This window comes from Salinispora sp. H7-4 (assembly GCF_013416675.1).
GTDB classification, from domain to species: Bacteria; Actinomycetota; Actinomycetes; order Mycobacteriales; family Micromonosporaceae; genus Micromonospora; species Micromonospora vitiensis.
This window is the reverse complement of the sequence record NZ_JABZED010000044.1, coordinates 39,649-59,003: the sequence shown is the minus strand read 5'-3', so window position 1 is coordinate 59,003 and position 19,355 is coordinate 39,649. Positions and strand designations below refer to the sequence as shown.

At 66.2% G+C, this 19,355-nt stretch carries 15 protein-coding genes, 2 pseudogenes and 1 riboswitch; of the genes and pseudogenes, 8 read left to right on the top strand and 9 right to left on the bottom strand.

The annotated features are described in order from the left end of the window. Positions 1 to 29: 29 nt before the first annotated feature. Positions 30 to 1,352, bottom strand: a complete 1,323-nt coding sequence (locus H0524_RS17355) for a polysaccharide pyruvyl transferase family protein (RefSeq protein ID WP_180199582.1) — start codon at positions 1,350 to 1,352, stop codon at positions 30 to 32. Positions 1,353 to 1,944: 592 nt separating this feature from the next. Next, positions 1,945 to 2,070: riboswitch (cyclic di-AMP (ydaO/yuaA leader) on the top strand. A gap of 242 nt (positions 2,071 to 2,312) precedes the next feature. Here H0524_RS17355 and H0524_RS17350 point away from each other — a divergent pair. Beyond that, positions 2,313 to 3,128: a C39 family peptidase gene (locus H0524_RS17350; protein ID WP_180199642.1), complete on the top strand. Its 816-nt coding sequence runs from the start codon at positions 2,313 to 2,315 to the stop codon at positions 3,126 to 3,128. A 113-nt stretch (positions 3,129 to 3,241) separates the two neighbouring features. Here H0524_RS17350 and H0524_RS17345 read toward each other — a convergent pair whose 3' ends face one another. From H0524_RS17345 to H0524_RS17330, 4 genes are read right to left on the bottom strand one after another with little or no spacing between them, the layout of a single operon-like run. Continuing rightward, positions 3,242 to 4,921: a CDP-glycerol glycerophosphotransferase family protein gene (locus H0524_RS17345; protein ID WP_180199581.1), complete on the bottom strand. Its 1,680-nt coding sequence runs from the start codon at positions 4,919 to 4,921 to the stop codon at positions 3,242 to 3,244. A 25-nt stretch (positions 4,922 to 4,946) separates the two neighbouring features. Continuing rightward, positions 4,947 to 6,461 carry a bifunctional cytidylyltransferase/SDR family oxidoreductase gene (locus H0524_RS17340; protein WP_180199580.1) on the bottom strand — a complete coding sequence of 505 codons (1,515 nt, stop codon included), beginning with the start codon at positions 6,459 to 6,461 and terminating at the stop codon, positions 4,947 to 4,949. 46 nt (positions 6,462 to 6,507) lie between these two features. Then, positions 6,508 to 7,320 (bottom strand): ABC transporter ATP-binding protein, encoded by an 813-nt coding sequence (locus tag H0524_RS17335; RefSeq protein ID WP_180199579.1) that lies wholly within the window; start codon positions 7,318 to 7,320, stop codon positions 6,508 to 6,510. Then, positions 7,313 to 8,206, bottom strand: a complete 894-nt coding sequence (locus H0524_RS17330; protein ID WP_180199578.1) for an ABC transporter permease — start codon at positions 8,204 to 8,206, stop codon at positions 7,313 to 7,315. The genes H0524_RS17335 and H0524_RS17330 overlap by 8 nt, the downstream gene beginning before the upstream one ends. Before the next feature lie 213 nt (positions 8,207 to 8,419). Here H0524_RS17330 and H0524_RS17325 point away from each other — a divergent pair, with 213 nt between their 5' ends. Further along, a complete protein-coding gene (locus H0524_RS17325) occupies positions 8,420 to 9,016 on the top strand; it encodes a TetR/AcrR family transcriptional regulator (protein WP_180199641.1) in 597 nt (198 codons plus the stop codon). A 24-nt stretch (positions 9,017 to 9,040) separates the two neighbouring features. Here H0524_RS17325 and lhgO read toward each other — a convergent pair whose 3' ends face one another. Next, positions 9,041 to 10,243, bottom strand: a complete 1,203-nt coding sequence (lhgO, locus tag H0524_RS17320) for an L-2-hydroxyglutarate oxidase (RefSeq protein WP_255436030.1) — start codon at positions 10,241 to 10,243, stop codon at positions 9,041 to 9,043. A 111-nt stretch (positions 10,244 to 10,354) separates the two neighbouring features. On the opposite strand from lhgO, the gene H0524_RS17315 reads away from it, so the two are divergent. From H0524_RS17315 to H0524_RS17300, 4 genes are read left to right on the top strand one after another with little or no spacing between them, the layout of a single operon-like run. Next, positions 10,355 to 11,491, top strand: coding sequence for a DegT/DnrJ/EryC1/StrS aminotransferase family protein (locus H0524_RS17315; RefSeq protein WP_180199576.1), 1,137 nt, complete (start codon positions 10,355 to 10,357; stop codon positions 11,489 to 11,491). A gap of 24 nt (positions 11,492 to 11,515) precedes the next feature. Continuing rightward, on the top strand, positions 11,516 to 12,448 hold the full coding sequence (locus H0524_RS17310) for an NAD-dependent epimerase/dehydratase family protein (protein WP_180199575.1): 933 nt from the start codon (positions 11,516 to 11,518) through the stop codon (positions 12,446 to 12,448). Then, positions 12,445 to 12,909, top strand: coding sequence for a DapH/DapD/GlmU-related protein (locus H0524_RS25450; protein ID WP_180199574.1), 465 nt, complete (start codon positions 12,445 to 12,447; stop codon positions 12,907 to 12,909). The genes H0524_RS17310 and H0524_RS25450 overlap by 4 nt, the downstream gene beginning before the upstream one ends. 25 nt (positions 12,910 to 12,934) lie before the next feature. Then, entirely contained in the window at positions 12,935 to 14,107 is a 1,173-nt protein-coding gene (locus tag H0524_RS17300) for a glycosyltransferase family 4 protein (protein ID WP_180199573.1), read from the top strand. A 63-nt stretch (positions 14,108 to 14,170) separates the two neighbouring features. Here H0524_RS17300 and H0524_RS17295 read toward each other — a convergent pair whose 3' ends face one another. From H0524_RS17295 to H0524_RS24975, 3 genes and pseudogenes are all read right to left on the bottom strand, one after another. After that, positions 14,171 to 15,304: a lysylphosphatidylglycerol synthase domain-containing protein gene (locus tag H0524_RS17295; RefSeq protein WP_309225143.1), complete on the bottom strand. Its 1,134-nt coding sequence runs from the start codon at positions 15,302 to 15,304 to the stop codon at positions 14,171 to 14,173. 528 nt (positions 15,305 to 15,832) lie between these two features. Then, a pseudogene (locus tag H0524_RS24980) lies at positions 15,833 to 16,496 on the bottom strand (IS3 family transposase); the annotation flags it as partial. Positions 16,497 to 16,598: 102 nt separating this feature from the next. Next, a pseudogene (locus tag H0524_RS24975) lies at positions 16,599 to 17,107 on the bottom strand (transposase); the annotation flags it as partial. Positions 17,108 to 17,265: 158 nt separating this feature from the next. On the opposite strand from H0524_RS24975, the gene H0524_RS17275 reads away from it, so the two are divergent. Both H0524_RS17275 and H0524_RS17270 read left to right on the top strand, forming a co-directional pair. Continuing rightward, positions 17,266 to 18,366: a DegT/DnrJ/EryC1/StrS family aminotransferase gene (locus tag H0524_RS17275; RefSeq protein ID WP_309225142.1), complete on the top strand. Its 1,101-nt coding sequence runs from the start codon at positions 17,266 to 17,268 to the stop codon at positions 18,364 to 18,366. Next, a complete protein-coding gene (locus H0524_RS17270) occupies positions 18,363 to 19,325 on the top strand; it encodes a Gfo/Idh/MocA family protein (protein ID WP_180199569.1) in 963 nt (320 codons plus the stop codon). Before H0524_RS17275 ends, H0524_RS17270 begins: the two co-directional genes overlap by 4 nt. Positions 19,326 to 19,355: the final 30 nt, after the last annotated feature.

Sequence of the window (19,355 nt, the reverse complement as noted above, 5' to 3'; positions counted from 1 at the left end):
GGTCACCCGGCCCAGCTACCCCGGACTGCTCACCGGTGGAACAGCTGGCGAATCCGGCTACTCATCGCGTCGCGAACCTGGGTGCGTAGGCTGGTGGTGTGTCGCTGGGACGTCTTCTTCTTGGTCTCCACGTGTCGGTCGTGCAGCCACTGCAGGCGGGTCTGTAGCTCGTCGTTGGTGAGGGTGTGCAGCGGCTGGACCGCCGGCGGGAAGGAGACCTGGCTGACCCGTTGGTCGAAGCGGGCCGCGCTCTCCCCGTCCGCGAAGGTGTTGCCCAGGTCGTGTTTGGTCAGGAAGCGGATCATCGTCTCGAAGCGGGCCTTGTGCCCCTCGTTCAGCGCGGTGTAATCAGCCTCTGCGTAGAGATCGGCGGCATCGACATCACTCGGCAGGCCATCCATGATCCGGTGCGGGATGTGGAAGTAGCGGGCCAGCTCCAGGGTGCGGGAGTCGTGCGCGAACAGGAAGCCCGGGGTGCCGGCGAGAAGTGCGGCGATGGTCCCGTGGATCCGGGTGCCGAAGTTGAAGTCGAACCCGGAGAGGTAATCCATCCATGTGGACGGGTCCACGAACATCCGCACCTTGTCCTCGACGAACAAGGGGTGTGAGGTGTGGATGGGGATCGGGCTGACCTTGCCGCGGTTGTCCCGTGCGTCGCCGTAGAGAAGAGTGCCCAGGGTCTGCAGGTCCTGGGGAATGTAACGAAGGTTGGGGTACTTCTGGTGATGCCCTGCCACCACCGACGCCATCGAACTCACGTACGGCGAGATTGTCATGGCGACCCGATCCTGTGGGCCCAACGCCGCCTTGCTCTTCTCGATCCGCAGACTGTCGCCGTGCAGGAACATCGACGGACAGCCGATCTGTTCGACGGCCGAGAAGCCGAGAGTGCGCAGGTAGTCCTCGGTGACCTCGCCGCGTACGCCGATGGTGTGCGAGCGGTCCAACACCGCTCGGCAAAACGCCTTCACCGCGTCGTCGATCGGGCGCAGATATTCTCGGTCGCCGTGGACGTCGGTCTGCACCCCGACGCCGAGTACCACGACCGGGATCGTCAGCTTCTCGATCACCTGGGTCAGCGCCCGTAGCCCGTTGACGTAGCTGCGTCGGAACGCGTTCGCCAGCGGCACCACGAAGACGTCTTGCGTCTCGTTGATCTTCTGTGGATCGTATGACTTGGGGCGGAACCTGGTCGTGATCTCGGCGTTGGAGGTGGCGAGAAGCTTGTACGTGGCATGGCTGAAGATCAGGTTGCCGCTGTTGTCGCCGAGGCGGTTCTGTTCGAACGTCTCCTCCGGGCTGAAGACGCGGAACGGGTCTTTCAGGGCGCGCAGTAGGATCCGCTGGTGCACGCGGGTTCCGCCTTTCACTCTGGTGCCATGTTGGCGTATCGCCCTCTTGGCTTGAGGTAGCCGCACGAGCGCAGAACAGAGATCGTATTGTACCGGCGGGAAGGGCTGACGCCGCTCGGGTGCCCTTGGCCTGTGCGGGCTGGCAACCGGCTGGGCTGCGGTGGTGGCCGCGCAGACCTTCCAGGTTGTCGTGGATTGGACGTTCACCCCTGGGGTGCCCAGCCTTCTGGTGGCCGGGGTGCCAGCCGTGGATTCGAGTGTGAAGCTGCGGGCGACGGCGCTGTTGCTCACAGCTTGCGCGTAAACCGATTTTATGAGGTCGCTCATAGTCTGGCCGAATCGGTCAAGCGCCTCAGGTTGACCGATTACCCCAGGGTCGCCTGTGGCGATATTCGGCGAGCCGTCCGGTTCTTTACCCCCGGGTTCCGTGATGGCCCGCCGTCCCATTGATTCAAAGCCGGTAATGCTGTCCGAAATTCCGGTCATGATCGATGTTTAAGCAGGTCAGGGTGGGTTGGCAGGCGGGGTGTTGGCCAGTAGTGTCGGCGCGTCCGGTGCGGTATCCGATCGCCAAAAGGCGACACCGCGCGGACCCGCTATATCGCCCATAGGCAAGCCGGTAACCATTGCACCTGGGGTGAATATGCGTGTTCTGCGGTAGGGCGTGCTGCCTGCCCGAATCCGTCAGCTAACCCGGTCGGCGGTGTCGGAAGGAGTTTGGCTTTCGTGCGGTATGAACCGGAACTGGCCCCTCGGGTGACCCGTCGTCCCCACGGCGCCGTGGTGCCCGCCCCCATCCGGCCGGTCGCCGGACGCTGACCAACCACCCCAACGCGCGGCCCCGCGGGCGCGCTTCCTCGTGGCCACCCTGCCAGCGGATTCGTTCTGCGCGGCTCTCCTGACGCTGCCGTCACCGGCATGGTGCGCCCTTCAGTCCTGACAGCTTGTGGAGGACCCGTGATGCATCACCTCAAGCGACAGCTTCGCCGTTTCGTTTCTCAGCCGCCGTACCAGGTGGCCGCCGCGTCGGCGGCGGCCTTCGTGGTCGTGGTCGGTGCCGGTGCTCTGGCTGCCGGCAGCGACGAGGCTCCTGCCTCGGTGCAGCCGACCACCGCCGCAACAGCTGAGGTGCGCGGTGAGGTTGCCGCCGTGCCCGACGAGGCCCGCGCCACCACAACACCCACCAGCCCTGCGCCGTCGAGTCCATCGTCGTTCAGTGCCGCCGCCAGCGATTCCGCCCCGGACCCGGATCTGAGCGCGGAGACGCCGACGTCCAAGGTGTTGGAGTACGACTACCAGGCGCAGATCAATTTCTACTACTGCGGCCCGGCGGCCGTTCGCAATGCCCTCAGCGCCAGCGGCGTCGAGCGGACGCAGGATGAACTCGCGGGCCCGTTGGGCACCGACCAGTTCGGCACCGACTCGGCCGAGGACACCACGCGGGTACTCAACGCTGAGGTGGCGGGCGAGCCCTACCAGACCCGGATGATTTCCGGCGGCTCAGCCACCCCGACGCAGATGGACCAGCTGCAGGCCGATGTCGTCAAGGCCATCACCGACGACCGGAGCGTGGTGGTGAACATCGCCGGCTCCGCCACCGACACCGCCGGCGGATGGCACTCCTTCCCGGGCGGCCACTACGTCGCCGTGGTCGGGTACGACGACGACGGTCGCCTGGTGCAGATCGCCGATTCAGCGAACCCCGCGACCAGTTCGTACTGGATGACCACGATTGCGCTGGCGAACTGGGCTGGGACCCGCGGATACTCCGCCTGACCCACCCACCGACCTCGCCTGACGGGCACCGGACCTTTCCCAGGGCCGGTGCCCGTCAGCGTGTCGGGCCATCCTTGACGTCGGCGTGCGTGACGGGCGCGGGCGGGAGGAAGTCAGGTGGTGGCAGCGGTGTCCGCTGTCCGCGGGGCCGGCACCATCACGGTGTCCTGCTCGTCGAGTTCCTGCCGGGCGGCGGTGAGGAAGCGCTCGGCATACGAGTCGGCGGGAAAGTCGCCCAGGTAGCGCGTCCGGGTGGCCCACCGTGACTCGGCCAGCGGGTCTTGGCCGAGTAGCAGGTCCAGCACGGCGCCCGCGTCGGGGGTGTCCCGCCGCAGCACGTACCCGGATGCGGCGAGGGGAAAGTCGATCGGGAACCGGTCACCCAGGTCCAGCATGTCGGTTACCGCGTACGGCTTGCCGGAGTAGAGGTAGTCGGAGACGACCCCGGAGACGTCGGAGACCAATGCGTCCGAGCGGTTGACGCACTCGGCGAGGCTCAGCTTGCGGCTGGCGGCACCGAACACGTGTTTCCGTCCGGTGCGGGTCCGGTCGGCGGAGAGTAGGCCGTGCAGCTGAGCGAGTTGCCGTGCCGAGGCTGGGTTCTGGGAGGTGTACGGGTGGGCCCGCAGGATTACCGTCACGCCCCGCTCCAGTAGGCCCCGGAGCAGCGTCTCCGCGATCGGAAGCGAGCAGTAGTCGGTGTCCGCGTGGTGACCGGTCCAGGTCGGCGTGTAGAGCACGGTCGGCGCGGCGGTGGTGACCGGTCCCCGGCGTACGTCGATCCCCGCCACCTGGGGACGGCCGACCACGACGAATTTCTCGGCGGGGAGGTGGACGCCGGCGCGAGCATACCGGTCGATTGCTGCCTGGCCGGCCACGAAGATTCGGTCGAAGACACCCGATGCCGGGTTGGCGCTGGGGGCCTTGTCGCTGTCGCCATGGTGTAGCTGCACGTGGGTGAGCCGGGTGAACCGGACGCAGTGGCTGTTCTTCGCGCCGTGGTTGACGTAGAACGCCACCTTCAGACTTGGCACCAGCACCTCATCCATGCCCTTGATCGTTGGGCAGAGGACGACCGGCGCCCGGGTCGCGGCGGCGACACTGGCCAGAAATTCGGGCTCCCGTACGAGCACCAGGAACGGCCGACCGATCTGCTCCAGGTGTGGTAGCCACATCTTGACCTGGTACTCGGAGCCGGGCGGGGCGGAGAAGTAGAGCAGAAACTCGGGCTGGTGCAGGCGTACCGCCCGCCCCACCCCGCCGCCCGCGGACGGCCGCCGGAACCGGCCCCGAGCCAGTTTCAACCCGACCGCACCGCTTACCGCCACGACCAGCAGCACGGCGGGCAGGGTCACCCAGACGGGCAGGTCAAGGCCGGCGGCCACGGCGACCACGGCGAGTAGTCCGAGCAGCACGTCGTCGAGCCGGGTGCCGATCGCCGCGGTCCACGTGCGGACCGGGAGGTTGGCTGCCCGATTCTCGTGCGCGCTGGCATCCCGCAGTGGCCCGACCAGCAGCACCAGGCCGAGCAGGAGCGGTGCGGTCAGGGCGAGCGACGGGCCGATCCGGTGGGCGTAGGCCACCAGGATCGTTGCGGCGATCAGGACCGTCTCGGCAGCGATATCCGCTTTCGGTCGTACCCGGCGCTCCACCGCAGCGGCGGTGAGGGCCGCCACGGTGATCGTCATACCCCAACCGGTTGCCCCGGTCAGCGTCACAACGAGGAATGCCAGCACCACCAGCCCGGTGGTCAACACCCGGGCCTGCAGCTTCCGGACCAGGTCCCCACGCATGTCGCCGGCCGCCTCCGTTCTTCGGTCAGCTGGCGCTGGCGCCGCTGAGAAGTGTGTCCCCGGTGGGCGGGGCCGGCTGGGTCGGCACGGCTGCCACCGGCTCGTCGGGCGCCCGGCGCACGTCAATAACCTGGCCGGTGAGCTCCGAGATCAGTGCATCCAGTGATGCCTGAGCGACCGCCTCGGCAGAGAGCAGGGTGTGCTCGGGCTCCGCCCCGAATGCCTTGGTGCGCATCGGGGTCGCGGTGCGTTCCGGGTTGATGCAGTTGACCCGGACCCCGAAGTCGGCCCATTCGTCGGCGAGGGCCTGGGTCAGGTTGACCAGGGCGGCCTTCGTCGCGGAGTAGAGCGCGTACTGGGCCCGACCCCGGGTGTATGAACTGGAGGTGTAGAGCAGTAGCTGGCCCTTGGTGCTCTGGAGATAGGGCAGCGACTGGCGGGCGGCGATGACCGGACCGACGAGGTTGACCTGCAGGATCCGATCCACAATGTCGTCGTCCATTTCGGCCAGCGCACCCTTCTCCAGGACGCCGGCGGTGACCACCACGTAGTCGATTCGCCCGGTTGCCTCGAACGCGGTCTTGAGCGCGGCCTCGACGTCCTCGGCTCGCTGGACGTGGGTACCGGTGCCGGAGCGGCTGAACGGGAAGACCTGCGCGCCGTAACGCTGAGCCAGCTCCGCCAGTTCATGGCCGATGCCGTAGCTGCCGCCGAAGATCACCACTGTCCGGCCGGTCAACGCCTCGCTGTAGCTGCGGTGGTCGTCCAGCTGGGGCGATCGGGCGGCGGAGAGCTGGAAGAGCTTGTCCGCCAGGTGCACGTCGACCGGGTGGGTGACCTTGATGTTCTCGTCCGAACCGTCGATCACCTTGATCGGGGTCCCGGGCAGGTAGCGCAGCACCACACCGCAGTCGTCCGTGGCGGCGAAATCGGGGTCACTCTCGGCCCGTCGGTACGCTTCCCGGATAGTGCTGGAGCGGAATGCCTGCGGGGTCTGGCCGCGGCGCAGGGTGGATCGGACCGGGATGTCGGTGATGCAGTCGTCCTCGTCAACCTGGATGATGGTGTCGGCCGAGGGGATCGCCACATCGACAGCGGCATACGTCCAGAGTGCATTGACGCACTCCCGAACAATTCGGGCACTGACCAGCGGACGGACTGCGTCGTGGAAGAGGAGGTTGACGTCGTCCCCGCCGACCGCGTCCAGTGCGATGCCAGTGGTGGCGTTGCGCGTGTCGCCCCCCTCGATGACCTTGCTGACCTTGCGGAAGTGGGCCTTGTCGACGATCTGCTGGGCCTCCGCGACATGGCCAGCGGCCATCAGCACGATGATTTCGTCGATCTCGGGGGCGGCTTCGAAGACGGCCAGGGTGTGCTCGATAATCGGCTTACCGGCGATCTTCAATAGTTGCTTCGGGATGCCCAGCCCGAGACGGGTCCCGGTGCCGCCCGCCAGTACCACCGCCACCGTCCGCGTGGGCCGCCACGGTGTCGCCGCAGCCGACGCGTTCTGCGGGCTGGTGGTGTGGTCCTGGGTCATTGCCGATCCTCGCTTTCAACGATGTACCTTCGCGGGTCACCCGACACTATTTGCCGTTCGAGAAGTCTTCGTAGGCGCGGAGCACCTCGTCGGTGGGGCCGTCCATCCGCAGCTCACCTGACTCCAGCCAGACCGTCCGTTCACAGGTGTCCCGGATGGAGGAGAGTTGGTGGCTGACCAGGAACACGGTGCCGGCGCTCTCCCGCAGCTCACGGACCCGCTGCTCGCTGCGCTTGCGGAAACCCTTGTCGCCGGTGGCCAGTGCCTCGTCAATGAGTAGCACCTCGTGCTTCTTCGCGGCGGCGATCGAGAAGCGTAGCCGGGCCGCCATGCCAGCGGAGTAAGTACGCATCGGCAGTGAGGCGAAGTCGCCACGCCGGTTGATGCCCGAAAAGTCGATGATCTCCTGGGTGAGCCGAGCGACCTCGTCCGGTCGCATACCCATGGCCAGACAACCGAGGGTGACGTTCCGCTCTCCGGAGAGGTCGTTGAGTAGCGCGGCATTGACACCGAGCAGGGATGGCTGTCCCTGGGTGTAGATCGCGCCCCGGTCAACTGGGAGGAGGCCGGCGATCGCTCGCAGCAGGGTCGATTTACCCGAGCCGTTGCTGCCGATCAGGCCGATGGCCTCACCCCGGTACGCGGTGAAGCTGACTCCCCTGACCGCGTGGACCTCCCGCACGTTGGGAGCGGAGGTGCGCTTGACCAGCCGGCGCAACGACGCCGCCGCGCCGCCTGCGGCGGCGGCCCCCATGTGTACCCGGTAGGTGATGTGTGCCTCGTCGACGACTACCGTGGGGATGCGGGGTGTGTGTGGTAGCACGGGGGTTTTTTCGGACCCGCGGAAAGGCTCAACCACGACCGTACTCCTGCTCGCCGCGCCAGAAGTAGATGAAGCCGCCGACGCCGGCAACCAAAGCCCAGCCGGCTGCGACCAGCCAGAGTTGCAGCAGCGAGTCGTTCAGCAGCGGAGCCTGCTCCAGCAGCGCGCACCGGGCCAGCTCGATATAGACCAGCAGCGGGTTGAATTGGACCAGGGTGGTGATCCAACCGGGTAGCCGCTCGAAGAGGTTGACGTTGTAGAGCACGCCGGAGCTGTACATGAACGTGCGCAGAATAAATGGCATGACCTGTTTCAGGTCGCTGGCTTTCGCCCCCATCCGAGCAACCGTCATCACCATGCCGGCGTTGAAGATCGCCTGGAGTAGCAGGGCCGGCGGCAACAGCAGCCACTCCACCGTGAGTGGTTCGCCGGTTACCAGCACGATGGTGATCAACACGATCATTGAGGCCAGTAGCTGCTGGAACTGGGTGAGGGTCGCGGCCAACGGCAGGCTTGCCCGGGGGAAGTGCAGAGCCCGGATCAGCCCGAGGTTGCCGCTGATGGACTGGGTGCCGGCCATTATCGAAGTCTGGGTGAAGTTGAAGATAAAAAGGCCGGTGGCCAGGTAAGCGATAAAGTTGGGGATCTCGTTTTGTTCCAAAACCACGCCGAAGACCAGGTAGTAGACCGCGACGTTGGTTAGTGGTGTCAGCACCTGCCAGATCTGACCCAGCCTGGCGCTGCTGTAGGAGGCAAGGAGCTTTGCGCTGGCATACGCGGAAATGAAGTGCCGATAGGCCCAGAGCCGACGGCTGTATTCGCGTAGCGGCAGGCGCTTGCCGGCGACCTGCAGCCCGTGTCGAGCGGCCAGCTGCGCCTGGGTCGGGCCCGCGTCGGGGCCGGCCAGGGCGGTGTCGGCCATGAGCTGGGCACTCCGATCTTCCATGCCAATGGGGTGGGGGTGAGCCGCCCGGGTGCGGTCCGGTTGCCGCGGCGGGCTCGCTGCTGCCTGGACAGTAGTCCACCGAACGTCAGGACGCAACGGTACCGTCGTTGCGCTACATTAACCCACGTGGAAGCCGAGATTGAGTCTCCGGCGACGGCCGGGAAGAGGCGCACGCCTGCCGGCGCGGCGGTGCTGCGGGGTGAAATCACCACCGCCATCCGTCGGGCCCTGTTGCAGGAGCTCGCGGCCGTGGGATTTGGCCGGCTCTCCATCGAGGCGGTCGCCCGCCGGGCCGGGGTAAGTAAGACGGCGGTCTACCGGCGCTGGAATTCCAAGCTGGCGCTGGTGCTGGAGGCCGTGGTGGCGGCGGCCGGCAGCAAGCTGCCGGCGCTGGACACCGGGAGCCTGCGCGGCGACTTGAGCCTGCTGTTTCAAGTGGTGCAGCATGCCCTGCGTCATCCGCTTGCCGCGCAGATCATCCCCGACCTGGTCGCTGAGGCAGCACGCAACCCGGCGCTCGACCAGGCGCTGCAGGAGGTGCTGCGTAGTAAGCAGCAGGAGATCGGTGGCCGGCTGGTCGAACGGGCGGTGCACCGGGGCGAACTGCCGCTCGGGGTGGACCAGGACGTGGCGATCGACCTGATCGTGGGGCCGCTCTACTGGCGGCTCGCCATCGCCCGGTCGGCGCCGACCGACGCGTACCTGGAGGCGTTGGTGGAGGTGGTGGCGACGGGGCTGGGTGCGGCTCCGGCCGTGCCCAGCCAGCGCCCCACCCCGACGACCTGACGAACAGCAGCCGTGATGCCTTGTTCAGCAAGCCTGGTCAGCTGGGAGCCGGGACACGATGTGCCGGGCAATTTCCAACGAACTGGTCGCGGCGGGAGAGGGCGCGTTCAGTACGTGCACTTGCCGGTCAGCCTCGACAATCAGGAAGTCGTCAACCAGGCCGCCGTCGCGCCGAATGGCCTGGGCGCGCACACCGGCCCCAGCCGGGACGATATCTACCGAGGTGAGTTCTGGTACAAGGCGTGCCAGACTCGCGGCGAAGCGCTTCTTGGAAAGCGAACGAGCTACCTCGGTGAGGCCATACCGATAGTGCTTGCGGCCGAGTGCCCAGAGGCCACGGTAGGTCAGCTCGTCCCAGACATCCCGCGGGTTGATCCTCCCCCACGAGTAGCCCTCCCGGGCTGCTGCCAGCACCGCGTTCGGACCTGCGTGCACGGTGTCGTCGATCATGCGGGTCAGGTGCACGCCAAGGAACGGAAACTGCGGATCCGGCACCGGGTAGATCAGGCCGCGGACTAGATCCCGCCGACGGGGGATAAGTTCGTAATATTCACCCCTGAAGGGAACAATCTGTACCGGAGTCGTAATTCCAGACAAACGGGCAATGCGGTCGGCGTGCAGGCCGGCGCAGTTGATCAGGACGTCCCCGGCTACTTCCCCCCGGGTGGTATGGACCACCACCCCACCCGTTCGTGTGGTCACCCCGGTTACCTCGGTGTCGGCTTTCGGCTCTGCCCCACCGGCGACCAGTAGCTCGGCTAGCTTGCGGCAGACCGCGCCAAAGTCGACGATGCCGGTCGAGGCAACGTGTAGCGCTGCGACTGCCGACACGTGCGGCTCGTATGCGCGGGCCTCCTCGCCGCTGACGAGTCTCACTGGCAAACCGTTGGCCAGCGAACGCTGGTGCAGGCCGTGTAGGCGGGGCAGCTCGGCTTCGTCGGTGGCGACGATCAGTTTGCCGCAGATGTCGTACGGCAGGCCGTGCTCCTCGCAGAACTGGAACATCGACGCGTTGCCCGCCACGCAGAGCGCGGCCTTCAAACTGCCGGGCTGGTAGTAGACCCCGGCGTGGACCACGCCGGAGTTATGACCGGTCTGGTGTGCGCCCCAGCCGGACTCCTTTTCCAGAACGGTGACCGAGTCACCGGGGCGGTCGGTCATCAGCCGGTGGGCCACAGCCAGCCCGACGATGCCACCCCCCACCACCACGAACTTTGTCATCATCATCTCCCCAGGCGGGTGCCGTGACCGATCGTAACGAAGGCCCGTCCGCCCGACTCGTGCCCAGCCCCCCTACGTGGCCTACACTGCACCGGGTCCATCACTCGGGGAGTCTTAGTGTCTGACGTCATCGCGCTCGGCCAGCCCACGGTCGGCGAGGCCGAACTCGCCGCCATCGCTGAAGTGTTCGCCTCCGGCTGGCTCGCCGGCTCCGGGCCGACCAGTCGTCGTTTCGAGGAGCGGTTCGCCGCGACTGTCGGCACCCGACACGCGCTTGCCACCAGCAATTGCGGCTCCGCATTGCACTTGGCACTGCTCACGCTCGGTGTCAAGCCGGGCGACGAGGTGATCGTCGGCGACTACACCTTCCCGGCCACCGGCCACTCGGTGATGTGGACGGGAGCGCGTCCGGTATTTACCGATGTCCGTCCAGATACCTGGACAGTGGACCCGGCTGCGGTGGAAGCGGCGATTACTCCACGTACCGTCGGTATCGTTGCTGTTGACGTGTTCGGCCAACCGGCCGACTACGATGAGCTACGCGTCATCGCGGATCGGCACGGATTGTTTCTGGTCGAGGACGCGGCGTGTTCCGCTGGGGCTGCCTACAAGGGGCGCCCAGCCGGCAGTCTCGCCGATATCGCCACCTTCAGCTTCCACGGCCGCAAGGGCATCACCGCCGGAGAGGGCGGGGCGTACGTTACGGATCGCGAGGATCTGTCGTCGCATGCCCGGAAGCTGCTTTCGTACGGCGTCGAGAGCGCCCTGAACCGGGCCGAGCTTTCTCACTTGGCCATTCCTGCCTTTACCGACTTGGGCTACAACTACCGGCTTTCTGACGTGGCTGCCGCTATTATGATTTCCCAGCTCGACCGATTGCCGGACCTGCTCGCGACCAAGCGGGCGATCGCCGCTCGCTATGGCGAACTACTCAAGGGTCACGAGCTGATCACACTGCCCTACGAGGCACCGGATCGCGAGCACCCCTGGCAGTCGTATGTGGTTACTCTCGACGCCAGGGTTGATCGCGGAGCGGTCGCGATGGAGCTGCGGCAGCGCGGCGTGCAGTGCACTTTTGGTACCTATGCTTCGCACCTCCAGCCGCTATACGGTCAAGCTGACCGCTGCCCGGTGTCGGCCGACCTGTTCGTCCGGCACCTGGCGATTCCGATGCACGCCAACCTTACCGAGGCGCAGGTTGAGACGGTCGCGGCGACACTCGTGGACGTCGTCGGCTCCTTTGCCGCCCGCTGACAATCCTGGAAGGACACGTTCTCAATGTCGAAGCAGACCGTATTCATCACCGGAGGTGCAGGCTTCATCGGACTGCACGTGGTCCCACTACTGCTGGAAAAGGGCTACCGGGTCCGCATCTTCGACAACATGTTCCGCGGTGACCGGGACCGGATCGCGGAGCTGACGGCCACCGGTGACGTCGAACTGATTGACCAGGATGTGCGGTACGGCGGTGCCGTGCATGCGGCCATGAAGGGCTGCGAATACGCGATTCATCTTGCCGCCGTGTCGATCAACAAGAGTCAAGCTGACCCGCATGAGTCGGTCGATATCAATATGGTCGGCAATCACCATGTTTTCGCCGCCGCCGCCGACCATGGAGTAAAACGGCTCGTTTTCGCCTCATCGGCCTCCGTGTACGGCGACCCGAAGAAGCTGCCGATGCACGAGGATGATCGACTCGATCCGCTGACCCCGTACTGCATCTCCAAGCGAGCCGGCGAGGACCTGCTCGGCTTCTACCAGCGCAGCAGGGGCCTGAACTGGGTCGCCCTGCGCTTTTTCAACGTGTATGGCCCTGGCCAGAAACCGACCGCCTACTACACATCCGTGATTAATCACTTCGTGAAACGGCTCAAGGGCGGCGAGCCGCCGGTCATCGACGGTAAGGGTGAGCAGTCGATGGACTTTATCCACGTTCACGACATCGCCCGTTCAGTGGTTGCTGCCATGGAGTCCGAGCAGGGGAACGTGCCGGTCAACATCGGCACCGGTATCGACACCTCGGTCGCTACTCTGGCCGAGATTCTGATCAAAGCGGTAGGCGTCGATGTCCAGCCGCAGTTCAACCCGCGTGACGTGCTGGTCAGCCGGCGCGCCGCAGACATCAGCCGGGCCAAGGAGGTTCTCGGCTGGGAGCCGTTCATCGCCGTCGAAGACGGGATGACCGACCTGATCAAGACTGAGACGGCGTGACCGGGCAGCCAGATGCCGGGGGCCCGTCGTCACACGGGATCCAGGGGAATCCGTATAATCCGCACGCCTGGATAATCGGCGAGCCGGAGATCGGCCCGGGGACCTGGATCGGCGCGTTCACAGTTATTGACGGGTCGGGCGGTCTAAGAATCGGCGCCGGCTGCGATATCAGCTGTGGAGCGCAGATCTATACCCACTCCACCGCCCGTCGTTGCGTATCTGGCCGCACCTATGCCTCGGTTGATCGGGAGCCGGTTCACATCGGCGACCGGGTGTTCATCGGCCCCAACGCAACGGTGCTGATGGGCGTCACAGTCGGCGACGGGGCGGTCATCGGCGCGGGCGCGGTGGTCGCCAGGGACGTACCTGCAGGGGTAGTGGTGGCCGGGGTGCCGGCCCGGATGGTGTCTACAGTTGAACTGGACGGGGAAGACGTTCGATTCTCGGGCGTGGAGAGCTAGGAGTTCCGTTTCTGTGCGAGTCACAGTGGTCAACAACTTTTTTCCGCCTCGGACCGGCGGCAGCTCCCACCTGTCCGAGGCGCTAGCCAAAGGTTACGCCGCAGCCGGACACGAGGTCCTCGTGCTCACGGCCGCATACCAGGATGCGCCGGCTCTCGAGGAGCGCGACGGTCTCCGGATCGTGCGGCTGCCTGCCTGGATGCTGCCACAGACCCGGTTGGCCGTTAGCTTCGACATCTCGTTCACGAGTCGGCCAACCCTGCTCCGCCGCGTCCGTACGCTACTCGATGATTTCCGTCCGGACGTGATCCACCAGCACGGCCAGTTCTTTGACCTGACGTGGGCGACTTCGCTGTATGCCCGTAGGCGAGGGGTGCCGACGCTGCTCTCCATCCATACCCGCTTGGAGAACCCGCGAGCTCGCTACGCGAAGGTCTTCCGGGGCTTGGACGCGATTATGGTCAAGCCGTTTATGTGGTGGGCCAAGCCCAAGTTGGTGGTCATGGACGTGCTCATGCAGGAGTACGTACAGCAGCGCTATCGTGGGGCACACTCCGGCCTGGTACCGATTCCGGTCGGCATTGACCCTGAATGGGTCCTCGGTGGCAATGGGCAACACATACGCGAGCGTTATGCCTTAGGTGACGCGCCGGTGATCCTGTCGGTCGGTCACGTCATTCCATTGCGCGATCGGGTGGCGTTGGTCGAGGCGCTACCCGCGGTCGTTGCTGCGGTGCCTGACGTAAAGCTGCTGGTCGTCGGCCAGATCTACTATCCCCTCTTTCAGGAGCGGGCCAGATCGCTCGGGGTGGAGCACGCGATCGTCGCTGTGGGCAAGGTGCCGAAGAGCGAGGTCCCGGATCTGCTTGCCGCCGCCACGGTCGAGTCACACGAGCAAGGCCTGGGTCTGGGTACCGCAACCCTAGAGGCAATGGCAGCCGGAGTTCCGGTCGTCGCGCCGGCGCGACCAGACAACTTCCCCGGGATCGCGCTGCGAGACGGGGAGAACATCCTGCTTTGCGAGCCGGGTGATACCAGGGGGCTCGCCGAGCGGCTGATCGCCGCGTTGACCGATCCAGCGGTGGCCAAGCAGGTCGGAGTGAACGGGCAGGCCCTGATCCATGAGCGGTTCAGTTTGTCGGGAATTACCGACCGGTACCTTGAGGTACTCGGTGATATGGCAGCCGCCCGGCACTGATCGCCAGGATCGAGCTGCCCCTCCAACCAAGGTTGGAGGGGCAGCGTTTTCGTGTGACACCGGTCAGCGGGTAGCTGCTGTCTGCTCGGCCTGCTTCTTGTTGGCACGTGGGGCGGGCGGGTGGTTACCTCCGGCAGTTGGCTGGTCCCCGGAGGCGGCGGTAGTCGCCTCGCCAGTGAGTTTCCGGACCTGCCCCACGCCGGAGAGCGCGGCGATGCCGGCAGCCAACAGGTCGGCCAAGGTGAAGATCAACCGGGAAGCCAGGGCAATCCCGGTGGCCGCGCCTACCCCACCGGCGCCAACTAGGAAGGGAGCGAGTGCGGCAACCAGCACCGCCTCTCGGACACCAAGGCCAGACGGCGACAAGAAAGCGAACATACCCACTGTCATAGCGATGGCGAATGAGCCGATGCTGCGCAGTAGCCCGCCGATACCGGGTGCTGCCTGGGCGTTTGCTAGCAGCCAGAGGTGCACCCCGAACATGGTGTAACCGAGCGCGCTCCAGACAATTACCCGGAGTACACCGGGTGTAGTGAGCTGGTTGTGCAGCGGCTCCCGACGCAGCAGCTTCAGCGTGAGCCGGATCAGCCGGGTCAGCACCGCGGGGATAGCGCAGATAAGCGCGAGGGGGAAGAGGATCGCCACGATCCAGAGGGCCACCCGGACCGAGTCGGCATAGTCGGGATCGTTCATGGTCGTAGCGTCGAGGAGTGCCGGCAGACTTAGTAGGCCGAGTCCGAGCGCGGCGACGACACCCAGGCCCATAGCCATCAGCGTGGCTAGGAAAGCGCGGGCACGCGGTAAGCCGGCCCGTCGGCCCAATTCCATCTGGAGCACATACGCCCAGATGCTGCCCGGGATGTACTTGCCGAGCTGGCCCACCATGCAAATGCGCAACGCGGCTGGCACCGACACCCGATGCTCCAGGTCCTCGGCGGCAGCCCGCCACGCCATCGAATTGGCAAACATGCCTGCCAGCACCGCCAACACGGCTAGCACCACGGAAGGCCATGCCAGATCGAGCCAGGTCTGCCGGACGTCAGGCCACTGGTGCACGACGCTCCACGTCATGCCCACAGCGATTAGGGCGATCACCGTGATCCGTACGGCTAGCGAGAGCCGTCTTGCCGCCCTCGGGGTGGCTTCGGTCTGGTCGACCGGGGTTGGGCCGTCAACCTGAATCGCGGTCTGTGCCACGGACTTCCTACCTCCGCGTCGCTGTTCGTCCAGTCGGGGTGGGACAAGCAAACGCCGAGGCTAGCGCAGATGGCGGGCCGGCAGGAATCCGGGCGGCACTGTGTGTCTGGGTCATCCAGTTTTCAGGCGGAGTCAACACACTGACGGGTGGCGACACCCAGTCCGGGTCGCCGACCCAGCCCCGTGGATTGCGGACGCCGCTGCGAATACGGTCAAGTGCTCTGAGCTTGCCAGATGGGCCAGCTACGGCTACTGGGCCGCTCACCTTAGCAACTTTCCGGGGAGCGCCAAGGCGCCGAGTTGGTCAAGTAGCCTTCAAGGTCACTCGACTGGAACGCCGCGGCGGACGGACCCGCGGGGTGCGGCTATGCACGTCCTGCAACGCCTCTGTTGTGGCGTCGCCGGCTGGCGCAACCGGTGCACCGGCCAACCCGTCATGCGACTCCTCGTGGCGTACGCGCACCAACCCTTGGAGTGGATCGGATGTAGCCGAACCCGGGGCTTGGCCCCTGATCCTGGACACGGGGTTTATGCGGCCGGGGCCAGCGTAGCTGGCGCTGGCCGGGTGTTCTTCTCGTAGGTGATCGGTGGTTGGTGTCCGAGCCGGGAGTGGCGGCGGACGGTGTTGTAGCGGTGCAGCCAACGAAACGCGGCGAGTCGGGCTTCGCGTTCGTCGGTAAAGGCGCGGTGGCCTTGCAGGGTCTCGCGTTTGAAGGTGGCGTTGAACGACTCCGCGGCGGCGTTGTCGGCGGAACTCCCGACAGCGCTCATCGACTGTCGGACTCCGGCGGCCTGACATTCGGCGGCGAAGGCTCGGGAGGTGTATTGGGCTCCGTGGTCGGTGTGCATGATCGCCCCATGCAGGCTGCCTCGAGTGCGTTGCGCGGCGTGGAGGGCGTCGATGACCAGGTGCGCAGGTGATCCGCGATCGCCGAGCCCGCGAGACGCCGGGAGTACAGGTCGATGACGGTGGCCAGGTAGAGAAACCCGCGCTCGCCGACCGGCAGGTAGGTGATGTCACCGACGTAGCGCTGGTTGACAGCAGGGGCGGTGAAGTCCCGGCCGATCAGGTCCGCAGCCTTCGCCGCGGCCGGATCCGGCACCGTCGTACGCGCTCGCCGGCGCAGTCGTAGACCCTGCACGCCGAAGCGACGCATCACCCGCGCGACCCGTTTACGGTTGACCGGCAGACCGGCAGACCGGCAGACCGGCAGACCGGCAGACCGGCAGACCGGCAGACCGGCAGACCGGCAGACCGGCAGACCGGCAGACCGGCAGACCGGCAGACCGGCAGACCGGCAGACCGGAGTTCGGCGGTGATCCGCGGCGCTCCGTAGGTGCCGTCATGCTCGGCGTGCACCGGACGGATCCGGCCCGCAAGAGCTGCATCCGCGGCCTGACGGGCGGCCCGCGCTTCGGCGCCCGAGCGCCAGTAGTAGAAGCTCGAACGGGACACCCCGATGACCTGACACAACCGCTTCACGCCGTAGCGTGCCTGGTGGCCGGCGACGAACTGGAAGCGGTTCACCAGCGCGTCTCCCCGGCGAAATACCGGGCCGCCTTCCGCAGAATGTCCCGTTCCTCCTCCAGTTCCCGGACCCGCCGCCGCAACGCCGCATTCTCGTCCTCCGCCGACCCTGCCGCCGAACCCCGACGCTGATCATCAGCGCGGACCCAACTGCGCAACGTCTCCCGATTGACCCCGAGGTCATCGGCGATCTGCGCGATCGTCGCCCCCGGACGAGACCGGTACAACGCGACCGCGTCGGCCTTGAACTCGGCGGGGTAGTGCTTGTTCACCATCTGTCAGGGACTCCTGATCTCCCCGGACCATCACGATCCAAGGCTCAAGTGTCCAGGACCAGGGGGCAACTCCCCCCTTCTGCCCGGTCCGAATGTGCCCCGCATGGCTTCCGCTGCTACCGTTCCCAGGCCCCAACATCTCGAGGAGGAGAACTCCTGTGATCCCGATTTCCGTCGTCAAGCTCGACGAGGCGGCCGAGCGGTTGGCGATCGAGGTGATCCGTTCGGGCGTCCTGGCGCAAGGTCCGATGGTGGCCCGCCTGGAACGCGAGTTCGCGGATCTCGTCGGCGTCGAGCATGCCGTTGCGGTCAGTAATGGCACGACTGCGCTCGTGGCGGCTCTGCAGGTCCTTGGACTTGAGCCCGGCGACGAGGTCGTCACCAGCCCTTTCACCTTCGTCGCGACTCTCAACGCGATCCTGGAAGCGGGAGCCACCGTGCGGTTCGCCGACATCCGGGAGGATGACTTCGGTATCGATCCGCAGGCCATCTCGACCGTCGTCGGCCCGCGTACCCGGGTGCTGATGCCGGTGCACCTGTACGGGCAGCCGGCCGATATGGACGCCATCGTGCCGTTGGCCCAGCAGCACGGTCTCGCGATCGTCGAGGACGCTGCGCAATCGCTCGGAGCGACGATTTCCGGACGGAGTGTGGGCAGCTTCGGTCTGGGCACCTTCTCGCTGTACGCCACGAAGAATCTCACCACCGGTGAAGGTGGCATGATCACCACTAACGATGGCGTGCTGGCCGACAAGCTTCGAGTGCTGCGCAACCAGGGTATGCGGACGCGTTACCAGTATGAGATGGCCGGCCATAACTACCGGCTCACTGACCTGCAGGCGGCGCTGGGGATCCCGCAGCTCGCCGCGTATGGTGACAACGTCAAGCGGCGCAGGGACAACGCGGCCCGGCTCTCTGCCGGTCTCGCCGACGTGCCAGGTCTACGGCTGCCATCAAGGCTGCCCGGCCGATCGCACGTCTGGCATCAGTACACCCTGCTGGTCACCGATGAGGCGCCGGTTGACCGGGACGAGGTCACCAAGCGGCTCACTGAGGCTGGGGTCGGCTGTGGTATCTACTATCCGAAGGCCGTTTATGACTACGAGTGCTACCGCGACCATCCGCGGGTGATTGTTGGTCCTGCCCCAGTCACCGCGCGGGTTGTCCGGCAGTGCGTCTCGGTCCCCGTGCACCACCATCTCACCGACGGCCAGGTAGACCAGGTCGTCGAGGCTGTCCGGAAGGCAGTGGCAGCATGACCGCGAAGCTACGTCTCGCTCTCGTTGGCGCTGGTGCGATGGGCGGGCTGCACGCGCGCGTCATCGCCCAATCCGAGCGCGCCGAGTTGGCCCGGATCATTGAACCGCGCCGCTCCATCGGCCAGCCGATCGCCGAGCGTTACGACGCAGTCTGGGCTCCCGAACTGGCGGACCTGGTCGACATCGACGCCGTGGTCATCGCGGCGCCCACCGAGATCCATCATGGCCTTGCCGACCAGGTGCTGAATGTCGACATGCCGCTTTTGATTGAGAAGCCGGTCTGCGGCAGCCTGGCCGATACCGAGGAGATCGTAGCCCTCTCTGAGAAGCGTGGCGTACCTTTGCTGTGTGGCCTGCTGGAGCGGTTTAACCCGGCGGTGCGGACAGCGTTCGCCCTGTTGGACCGGCCGGTGCACCTTACCGCGACGCGGCACTCGCCGTATGCGCCACGGATTCGTACCGGCGTTGCATGGGACTTGCTCATCCACGACGTGGACCTGGCGATTCAGGCATTCCGTGGTGCCGAGCCAGCCAGTGTGCAGGGCGTCCTCGGGTATTTCCACCCGGGCTCGATGACCGGGGCGGAGGACGTGGCCGAAGCTGTGCTCAGCTTCGGTGACGGTGGAGCCCTGGCCAACATCTCGGCCAGCCGGATCGGTCAACGTAAGGTCCGTACGTTGGTGATCAGTGAGGTTGACCGGCTGATCGAGGTTGACCTCATCCGCAAGGACGTCACCATATATCGACACGTCTCCTCCGACGCCGCTACCCCCGATGGCCGTGGCTACCGTCAGCAGAGCATCATCGAGGTGCCCGAGCTGATCACCAGCCGGGAGCCGCTTGCCGCCCAGCTCGACCACTTCCTCGACATCCTTGCCGGTGCGGTTGACGCGGACGCGGAACGGCGGCGGATTCTGCCGGCGCACCAGGCGGTCGGTGCGTTGTTCGCCGGGCGTTGACCGGGCGCGACGCGATGGCCCCTGACCGGA

What these genes read in the sequence shown, in the direction of transcription:
- H0524_RS17330 (WP_180199578.1), bottom strand. Translation starts at nt 8,206, where the DNA reads ATGGCCGACACCGCCCTGGCCGGCCCCGACGCGGGCCCGACCCAGGCG.
- H0524_RS17270 (WP_180199569.1), top strand. Translation starts at nt 18,363, where the DNA reads ATGACCGCGAAGCTACGTCTCGCTCTCGTTGGCGCTGGTGCGATGGGC.
- H0524_RS17340 (WP_180199580.1), bottom strand. Translation starts at nt 6,461, where the DNA reads ATGACCCAGGACCACACCACCAGCCCGCAGAACGCGTCGGCTGCGGCG.
- lhgO (WP_255436030.1), bottom strand. Translation starts at nt 10,243, where the DNA reads ATGATGATGACAAAGTTCGTGGTGGTGGGGGGTGGCATCGTCGGGCTG.
- H0524_RS17310 (WP_180199575.1), top strand. Translation starts at nt 11,516, where the DNA reads ATGTCGAAGCAGACCGTATTCATCACCGGAGGTGCAGGCTTCATCGGA.
- H0524_RS17345 (WP_180199581.1), bottom strand. Translation starts at nt 4,921, where the DNA reads ATGCGTGGGGACCTGGTCCGGAAGCTGCAGGCCCGGGTGTTGACCACC.
- H0524_RS17350 (WP_180199642.1), top strand. Translation starts at nt 2,313, where the DNA reads ATGCATCACCTCAAGCGACAGCTTCGCCGTTTCGTTTCTCAGCCGCCG.